The sequence below is a fragment of the Mycobacterium asiaticum genome, assembly GCF_001668675.1.
In the GTDB taxonomy this organism is placed as follows: domain Bacteria; phylum Actinomycetota; class Actinomycetes; order Mycobacteriales; family Mycobacteriaceae; genus Mycobacterium; species Mycobacterium asiaticum_D.
This window is the reverse complement of sequence record NZ_LZKQ01000119.1, coordinates 1-7586: the sequence shown is the minus strand read 5'-3', so window position 1 is coordinate 7586 and position 7586 is coordinate 1. Positions and strand designations below refer to the sequence as shown.

At 67.1% G+C, this 7586-nt stretch carries 8 protein-coding genes; 4 read left to right on the top strand and 4 right to left on the bottom strand.

Translation table 11 applies throughout. The annotated features are described in order from the left end of the window. Positions 1 to 196 precede the first annotated feature (196 nt). From A9X01_RS10465 to A9X01_RS10455, 3 genes are read right to left on the bottom strand one after another with little or no spacing between them, the layout of a single operon-like run. Positions 197 to 1792 carry a PPE family protein gene (locus A9X01_RS10465; RefSeq protein WP_436405257.1) on the bottom strand — a complete coding sequence of 532 codons (1596 nt, stop codon included), beginning with the start codon at positions 1790 to 1792 and terminating at the stop codon, positions 197 to 199. A gap of 2 nt (positions 1793 to 1794) precedes the next feature. Then, on the bottom strand, positions 1795 to 2097 hold the full coding sequence (locus A9X01_RS10460; protein ID WP_065120696.1) for a PE family protein: 303 nt from the start codon (positions 2095 to 2097) through the stop codon (positions 1795 to 1797). Continuing rightward, positions 2097 to 2591: a hypothetical protein gene (locus A9X01_RS10455; protein WP_155772022.1), complete on the bottom strand. Its 495-nt coding sequence runs from the start codon at positions 2589 to 2591 to the stop codon at positions 2097 to 2099. Before A9X01_RS10455 ends, A9X01_RS10460 begins: the two co-directional genes overlap by 1 nt. Positions 2592 to 2668: 77 nt before the next feature. On the opposite strand from A9X01_RS10455, the gene A9X01_RS10450 reads away from it, so the two are divergent. From A9X01_RS10450 to A9X01_RS10440, 3 genes are read left to right on the top strand one after another with little or no spacing between them, the layout of a single operon-like run. After that, a complete protein-coding gene (locus tag A9X01_RS10450; RefSeq protein ID WP_172832483.1) occupies positions 2669 to 3067 on the top strand; it encodes a hypothetical protein in 399 nt (132 codons plus the stop codon). Beyond that, complete coding sequence (locus A9X01_RS10445) at positions 3064 to 3843, top strand: hypothetical protein (RefSeq protein WP_065120694.1); 780 nt, start codon at positions 3064 to 3066, stop codon at positions 3841 to 3843. Before A9X01_RS10450 ends, A9X01_RS10445 begins: the two co-directional genes overlap by 4 nt. 19 nt (positions 3844 to 3862) lie before the next feature. Then, positions 3863 to 4270, top strand: coding sequence for a TOBE domain-containing protein (locus A9X01_RS10440; protein WP_065120693.1), 408 nt, complete (start codon positions 3863 to 3865; stop codon positions 4268 to 4270). Here the strand turns inward: A9X01_RS10440 and A9X01_RS10435 are convergent, their stop codons facing one another. Continuing rightward, complete coding sequence (locus A9X01_RS10435; protein WP_065120692.1) at positions 4271 to 5914, bottom strand: acetolactate synthase large subunit; 1644 nt, start codon at positions 5912 to 5914, stop codon at positions 4271 to 4273. Positions 5915 to 6052: 138 nt separating this feature from the next. Here A9X01_RS10435 and A9X01_RS10430 point away from each other — a divergent pair, with 138 nt between their 5' ends. Beyond that, on the top strand, positions 6053 to 7471 hold the full coding sequence (locus A9X01_RS10430) for an NADP-dependent succinic semialdehyde dehydrogenase (RefSeq protein WP_065120691.1): 1419 nt from the start codon (positions 6053 to 6055) through the stop codon (positions 7469 to 7471). Positions 7472 to 7586 lie beyond the last annotated feature (115 nt).

The following is a 7586-nucleotide window of genomic DNA, read 5'->3' as shown; positions in this document are numbered from 1 at the left end:
CGCTCCAAACGTTCCAAGGCCCGCAACCGCTCCGGATTCGTCAGCGCGTCAAAGGACAACGCACACAACCGCTCCACATCGTCATCGAGCGCGTCGAAGACCTCCACGATCTCCTCACGCGAACTCGAAACCATAGCCACATGCTATGCAAAGCCACTGACAAGTTTTTTGCGCAAATCGACTGCCGCGTGGACTGTTATCCCGATCCGTCACGCCAGGTTTCGGGCAGTAGAGGCACGCTCGGACCCGAACCGAAATCGTCAACTGCCAGCGCGGTCAGTCCGCTGGCAGGCACAACCGCGTCGGCCATCGTCCCCGCGAAACCCATTGGCCCAGAGCCGAGTCGCGACGGTACGCAGTCCCCCGGCCTCGATGCATCCCCAACCGGCTCGTCGTCCGCATCCAAAAACTCGTACCGGTAACCGCGGCCGATGGCTGAACGCCGCTGTCTGGCAACCCGCTCCTGGTCCCGGTGCCCGAAGGATGCCGGAGTAGCCGCCGCTGCGATGTCGGAGGCTCTGTCGGGCAATGTGATTCGGGCGCCCATCCCCCAGCCGATGCCCGGCCCGGGTCCGCCGACCAAGTAGCTCGACGCTTCGACGCCTGCCGTAACTGGTGATGCCGTCGCTGACGCTGCGGGCGCCGGTGAAGCGGGCGCGGGCGACGCAGCCGGGGCGGGTGCCGGGGCGGGTGCCAGCGCCGGAGCGGCCAACAACGCCGCCGGCGGCGGCAACTGCTGTGCGGTAGCGGCCGGCATCGAGGCGGGCGGCGCAACCGGGGCTGCCAGCTGGGCCAAACCGGCCAACCCGGCGAGCCCGCTCAAATTCACTGTCGCGAGATCGAGGAAAGCCGGCGCCAAGAGCGGAGTCAACTGGACCAGAAATCGCAACGTCCGCAACGTCCAGTTGACCGCTCGATAGGTCTGCCAGGCAAAGAAATACGCAACCAGGGCAGGGAAATTCGCCGGGTTCGTCAGGTACTGCGGGATGTTGGTTTCCAGATATGCCAGCGCCTGTTGATTGCCGCTGAAGAAGTTGGGCAGGTTCTGCAGGAACTGCAGTGGCGTCCAGTTGGGTTGACCCTGGCCGGGAATCTGCGCACCGTCCGGACCGAAGATCATTTCCCAGATCTCGGCGGGCGTGGGCAGTTGGAAACCGTTGCCGGCTCCACCTCCGCCTCCGCCGCCACCTTTGCCGGCGCCGCCACCCGTGCCGTTACCGGTGCCGCCCCCGCCGCCGTTACCAGCGCCGCCACCGCCACCGTTACCTCCGCCGCCACCGCCACCCGCGGCGGCGGCCGCATTCACCGTCTCCGTCGTCGCCTGATACGTGCTCATCGTGGTCGCGGCCTGTACCCACATGCGCGCGTAGTCGGCCTCGTTGACAGCGATCGGAATGGTGTTGACACCAAAGAAATTCGTGGCCACCAGTGCTGCGTGGACGGCGTGGTTGGCGGCCAGTTCGCCCAGCGTCGGCATGGCCGCCAGCGCTGCGGTGTACGCGGCCGCCACCGCCTCCTGCCGGGCCGCCCGCCGGGCGCTGATAGCGCTGGCCAGCATCAGCCACTGCAGATAAGGCCCATGGGCCGCCGTGTAAGTCGCCGCCGACGGTCCCGTCCATGCCTGTTGCGCACCGCTCAGGACGGTAGTCAATTCCGTTGCCGCCGACTCGTATTCGATGCTAAGAACGGTCCATGACTGTGCGGCGGCCAATAACGGGCCCGGCCCCGGACCGGAACTCAGCAGGGCCGAATGCACCTCCGGCGGAGCCGCCATCCAGACCGACGGCAGCATCGTCAGGCGCCCGAATATGTCGTTGCCGCCGCCGCGTCACCGACCGCATAGCTGGTGCCTGCCGCACCGGCCCCAATGCCCGCGCGTGCCAGCACCTCGACACCGACCGCGGCCGCCGCTTCGTGTTGGTTGGCCTCCTCGCTGAACTGCAGCGCCGCCTGCACGGACACCGGGTCGGCGGCAGGAGGCGCTACCGCCGAGACGATCGGGGCCGCAGCCTCATGCGCGGCCGCCAGCCGAGCCGCGATCGCTTCCACCGCCGCACTTGTCGTCGCCAAACCCTCGGGAACGACTCGCAAGTACATCAGACCCCCTCATCACGCGTGGACGTTCGCACAACGGAGGCAATCACCCAGCCCAGCGCACCCGCGGCGAGCCCAAAACCCATATGGCACAACGCCTTCTCTGCCAGACCGGGCAACACCAGCGTCGATCCGGCCAGCGCGACCAGGTGAATCGGTGCGGCCGCGAGCACCACCACCCATCGTCGGCGCCGCGCCACACCTGCCACCGCGTACAGCAGCACCGCGGCCGCCAGATAGCGCGTACCACCGATCGGCGGATGCAGGGACACGCTGGCCAGTGCCGCCGCGACCCCGACCGCAAGGACCGTCGACCGCCGGTGGGTCGTCAGGACGACCGCCACCAACAGAGTCAGCCAGATCAACCCGCGGTGCCCGGGCAAGCCCATCGGGACGCGAATGTCCGCGTAGCCCGCGATCAGCAGGGTCGCGAGCAAAGGAAAGAGAAGCTCGCGGGTGAGACTTGCCCTACGTGCCACGACGACTGATGTCAGCACATGCGGAACTATACCGTGAATTCATCCGTATATGCGGACTAGTTCCTGCGTAATCTCTGTGTATGCGGATCATCCTCATTGTCGCCGGACTGCTACTCGCAATCGCCATCAATGCATGTGGCACGACGGACGCCGCCGGCGAGCTCGTCGTCCAGCAGAACGAGCGGGTGCTGCAACATTTCAACCTGCAGCAGCTGCGGGACCTCCCCCAGATCGAAGTCCCGACGCCCCAGTCCGGGGGCGCGCAGGTTCAGAAGGGACCCACCGTGCGCTCGATCGTGAACGCGGCGGGAGTGACGGATATCGCCAGCGTGCGGGTGGAGGGCCGCGACCCGGCGCAGACATTCGCCGCCGCCGAGCTGACCGACCGGGTCATCCTGAGCATCACCAAACGAAACACGGTCAAACTCACCGGAACTCAACTTCCCCGCGACCGATGGGTGCGCGATGTCGTCCGGCTGGCCGTCAACTCATGAGCCTCGCACTGGCCGGGGTGGACCTGCTCATCGGCATCGACGACACCGACAACCTGCTCAGCCCGGGAACGGGTCGCCGCGCCCGGGCGCTGCTGCGCGAGCTGTCCGACGCAGGACTGGGCACTGCGGCCGGCGCCACCCGGCACCAGCTACTGGTCGACGATCGAATCCCGTACACCTCGCACAATTCCAGCGCGTGCCTGGCCTGGCGAAGCCCAGCCCAGAACCCGCAGGCGGTAATGGGCCACGTGATCGAAGTGGCCGGTCGATTCCTGGAACGGGTCTGCCCCCCGGATGCCGATCCCGGGCTGGTGGTGGCCATCCCAAGTCAGCTGCGCGATACCGCGGAGCTAATCGAGTTCGGCCGGCGAGCCAAACGAGAAGTGCTGCGCACCAACGATGCCCGCCAACTCGCGCAGAAACTCGGTGTGCATCTGTCCGGACACGGTGGCACCCAGGACGGGGTGCTGGGCGCGTTGGCCGCGGTCGGGCTGCACCTCTCAGGTGGCGACGGGATGTTCATCTCGCTACCCGGCCTCTTCGCACTACCGCACGAAACCACCATCGACGAGCTACCCGCACTGGTACCCGTGGACCACGTGCGGGACAGCGCTGGTCGCCGGCCCGAATCGGGCGAACCCATCGAGCTGGGCGACTGGGTGCGGCCGGTGCTGCTCGACGGTCGGGTGGTGGTGTTGCTGGATCCGCCGTGCGAGCTACCGGACGGCCGGCGGGCATGGCGCACCGCACCGCGCGCGATCGTGAAACAGCACTGAGCGACGGTAGGATCCGTCCGTGCCGCAGCTACGCATCCGGGAAGCCGCCGAGTTGCTGGGCGTCAGCGATGACACCGTGCGGCGGTGGATCCAGCAGGGCGTGCTGGCGGCCGATCAGGACGAATCCGGCCGCAAGGTGATCGCCGGCGACGTGCTCGCCGAATTCTGGCAGCACAACGCGCCGACCCCGCCGATCAATCCCCTGGGCGTCACCAGCTCCGCGCGCAACCGCTTCGTCGGCCTGGTCACCAAGGTGATCAGCGACAAGGTGATGGCTCACGTCGAAATGCAGTGCGGGCCACACACTGTGGTATCCCTGATGAGCACTCAGGCCGCGCGGGAGCTGAAGCTGGAGCCCGGCAGCATCGCGGTGGCCGTCGTCAAGGCCACCACCGTGATTGTCGAAGTGCCCGATAAAACTTCGTAGTTACAGCGTCTCGTCCAGCTCCCCCAGCCGATCGGTCAACCGCAGGTTCTCCGAGTAGTCGACCGGGCAGGCGATCAGCGACACCCCGTCGTCGTCCAGCGCGGTCCGCAGCGTCGGCAACAGGTCCTCGGCCTTCTCGATCCGGTATCCCTTGGCGCCGAATGCTTTCGCGTAGCTCACCACGTCGGGGTTGTTGAACGAGATGTAGTGATGCTCACCGAGTTCGAGGTCCATCTTCCACTCGATCAGCCCGTAACCGCCGTCCTCCCAGATCAGCACCACCAGCGGAATCTTCTCGCGCACCGCGGTCTCGATCTCCTGGGAGTTCATCAGGAAGGCCCCGTCGCCCACCACGGCCAGCACCTTGGCATCCGGCCGGGCCAACTTCACCCCGAGCGCACCCGGCAGGGCAAAACCCATGGTGGACAACCCGTTTGAGATGAGGCAGGTGTTGCGCTCGTAAGTCGGGTAGAGCCGGGCCATCCACATCTTGGTGGCGCCGGTGTCGACGAGCACAACATCGTCGCGTCCCAGGGCGGCGCGTGTATCGGCGACCACCCGCTGTGGTGTCAGCGGGAAACTCGAATCCTGTTGGCCACGAGCGAATTCCTCCTCCAACAACCCGGACCCGGGCACGTCGGAGTCGTCGAAACGCTGACCGTCGAGGGCGTCGGCGAGCTCGTTGAGCGAGTCGTTGATGTCGCCGATGATCCCGACTTCGACCGTGTAGTGCGCGTCCACCTCAGCCGGGAACCGATGGATGTGGATGATCTTCTTGTCGCCCTTGGGGTTGATCCGGACCGGATCGAATTCTTGCAGCTCGTAGCCGACCGCGATCACGACGTCGGCGTTGTCGAACCCGAAGTTGACGTAGTCGTGTCGCATGAATCCCAGCGTCCCGATGCTGTTCGGGTCGTCGTCGGGCATGACGCCCTTGCCGTGGAAAGTGTTGGCCACCCGGATTCCGGTCTCCTTGGCGAACCGGACGAGGGCGGCGGTCGCATCACTGCGTGCCGCGCCGTGCCCGGCCAGCGCGACCGGCCGTTTCGCGTTGCGCAGGACGTCGACCGCGCGGGCCACCTGGCGGGGCGCCGGCGACTCGGCGCGAACGACCCTTCGCGGCAACGGCGCGAGCTCGTAGTCCGCGTCGTCCTGGTCGATGTGCTCCGGGATGGCCAGGTAGACCGCCGCGGGGCGTTCGGTCTCGGCGAGCTTGAAGGCCTTGCGGACCATCTCCGGGATGGCGTTCGCGGTCGGCACATCGGCGGCCCACCGAGTGATCGGGGCATACATCGACACCAGGTCGACGTACTGGTGGGATTCCTTGTATTCGCGGTCCTGACCCACCTGGGCCGAGATCGCCACCATCGGGGTGCTGTTGGTGGTCGCATCGGCGACGCCGAGTTGCATGTTGATCGCGCCGGGACCCAGGGTCGCGGAAACGACCGCGGCGCGCCCGGTGACCCGCCCGTACATCTCGGCCATGAACGCCGCGGCTTGCTCGTGCCGGGTCAGCACGTAACGAATATCGGACGCCGCCAATGCCTGGATGAGGCGAATGTTCTCCTCACCGGGAATGCCGAAGACGACGGAAACTCCCTCGTTTTCCAGGCACTTGACGATCAGCTCGGACGCTGTGGTCATCCGCCACCTCCCTTTCGCCACGCCTGTCGGTGACGATGCGGTTCGGGGATCGAACCGCTGCGGAACCGACAATTCGACAGTAGTGGCAGGCTAGATATATCGACCCCTCTCAAGTACCCCGAGACGAAGGATGTCAGCGTGCCAATTGCCACCATCAACCCGGCCACCGGCGAGACAGTAAAGACCTTCACCCCCGCCACGGATGAGGAAGTCGACGCCGCGATCGCCCGGGCCTACGAACGCTTCCTTGACTACCGGCACAGCACCACCTTTGCCCAGCGCGCCGAATGGGCGAATGCGACGGCTGACCTTTTGGAGAAGGAGGCCGACGACGTCGCCGCGATGATGACCCAGGAGATGGGCAAGACGCTGGCGTCGGCCAAGGCGGAGACGCTCAAATGCGCGAAGGGTTTTCGCTACTACGCCGAGAACGCCGAGAAGCTGCTGGCGGACGAGCCGGCGGAAGCGTCGAAGGTCGGAGCGAAGCGGGCGTACGTCCGGTACCAGCCGCTCGGCGTGGTGCTGGCCATCATGCCGTGGAACTTTCCGCTGTGGCAGGCGGTGCGGTTCGCCGCGCCGGCCCTGATGGCGGGCAATGTCGGCATCCTCAAGCACGCCTCGAACGTGCCGCAATCCGCGCTGTACCTGGCCGACGTGATCAGCCGCGGCGGATTCCCCGACGGTTGCTTCCAGACGCTGCTCATCCCGTCCGGCGCGATCGAGCGGATCCTGCGCGACCCAAGGGTCGCCGCCGCGACTCTGACCGGCAGCGAACCGGCGGGTCAATCCGTCGCCGCCATCTGCGGTGACGAGATCAAGCCCACCGTCCTGGAACTCGGCGGCAGCGACCCCTTCATCGTGATGCCGTCGGCGGACCTCGACGAGGCGGTCAAGACCGCGGTCAAGGCCCGCGTCCAGAACAACGGCCAGTCCTGCATCGCCGCGAAGCGGTTCATCATTCACGCCGACGTCTACGACGCGTTCGTCGACAAGTTCTCCGAGCAGATGCGGGCACTCAAGGTTGGCGACCCAACCGACCCGGACACCGACGTGGGTCCGCTGGCCACCGAGTCGGGCCGGGACGAAATCGCCAAGCAGGTCGAGGACGCGGCCGCGGCGGGCGCAAAGATCCGTGTCGGCGGTGAGAAGCCGGACGGTCCCGGGTGGTTCTACCCGCCGACGGTGATCACCGACATCACCGAGGACATGGCGCTGTACAAGGAGGAGGTGTTCGGCCCCGTCGCCTCGGTCTACCGCGCGGCCGACATCGACGAGGCCATCAAGATCGCGAACGCCACCAGCTTCGGGCTCGGGTCCAACGCGTGGACCAACGACGAGGCTGAGCAGGAGCGGTTCATCGATGACATCGAAGCCGGCCAGGTGTTCATCAACGGCATGACCGTGTCCTTCCCCGAACTCGGCTTCGGCGGCATCAAGCGGTCGGGCTACGGCCGCGAGCTGGCCGGCCTGGGCATCCGGGAGTTCGTCAACGCCAAGACGGTCTGGGTTGGTGAGTCCGAGGCGCCGGACGCGAGCGCCGGCAAGACGGTCGAGTGATCCGCGGGTAGCGACCCCCGGCCCGCGGCGGGGGGGCGCCCCCCCCCCCCCCCCCCCCGCGGGGGGCGGGGGGGGGGGGGGGGGGGGGGGGCGGCGGCGGGGGGGTGGGGGGGGG

Coding starts and splice junctions, on each gene's coding strand:
- A9X01_RS10465 (WP_436405257.1), bottom strand. CDS start 1,792: ATGCTGCCGTCGGTCTGGATGGCGGCTCCGCCGGAGGTGCATTCGGCC.
- A9X01_RS10460 (WP_065120696.1), bottom strand. CDS start 2,097: ATGTACTTGCGAGTCGTTCCCGAGGGTTTGGCGACGACAAGTGCGGCG.
- A9X01_RS10445 (WP_065120694.1), top strand. CDS start 3,064: ATGAGCCTCGCACTGGCCGGGGTGGACCTGCTCATCGGCATCGACGAC.
- A9X01_RS10435 (WP_065120692.1), bottom strand. CDS start 5,914: ATGACCACAGCGTCCGAGCTGATCGTCAAGTGCCTGGAAAACGAGGGA.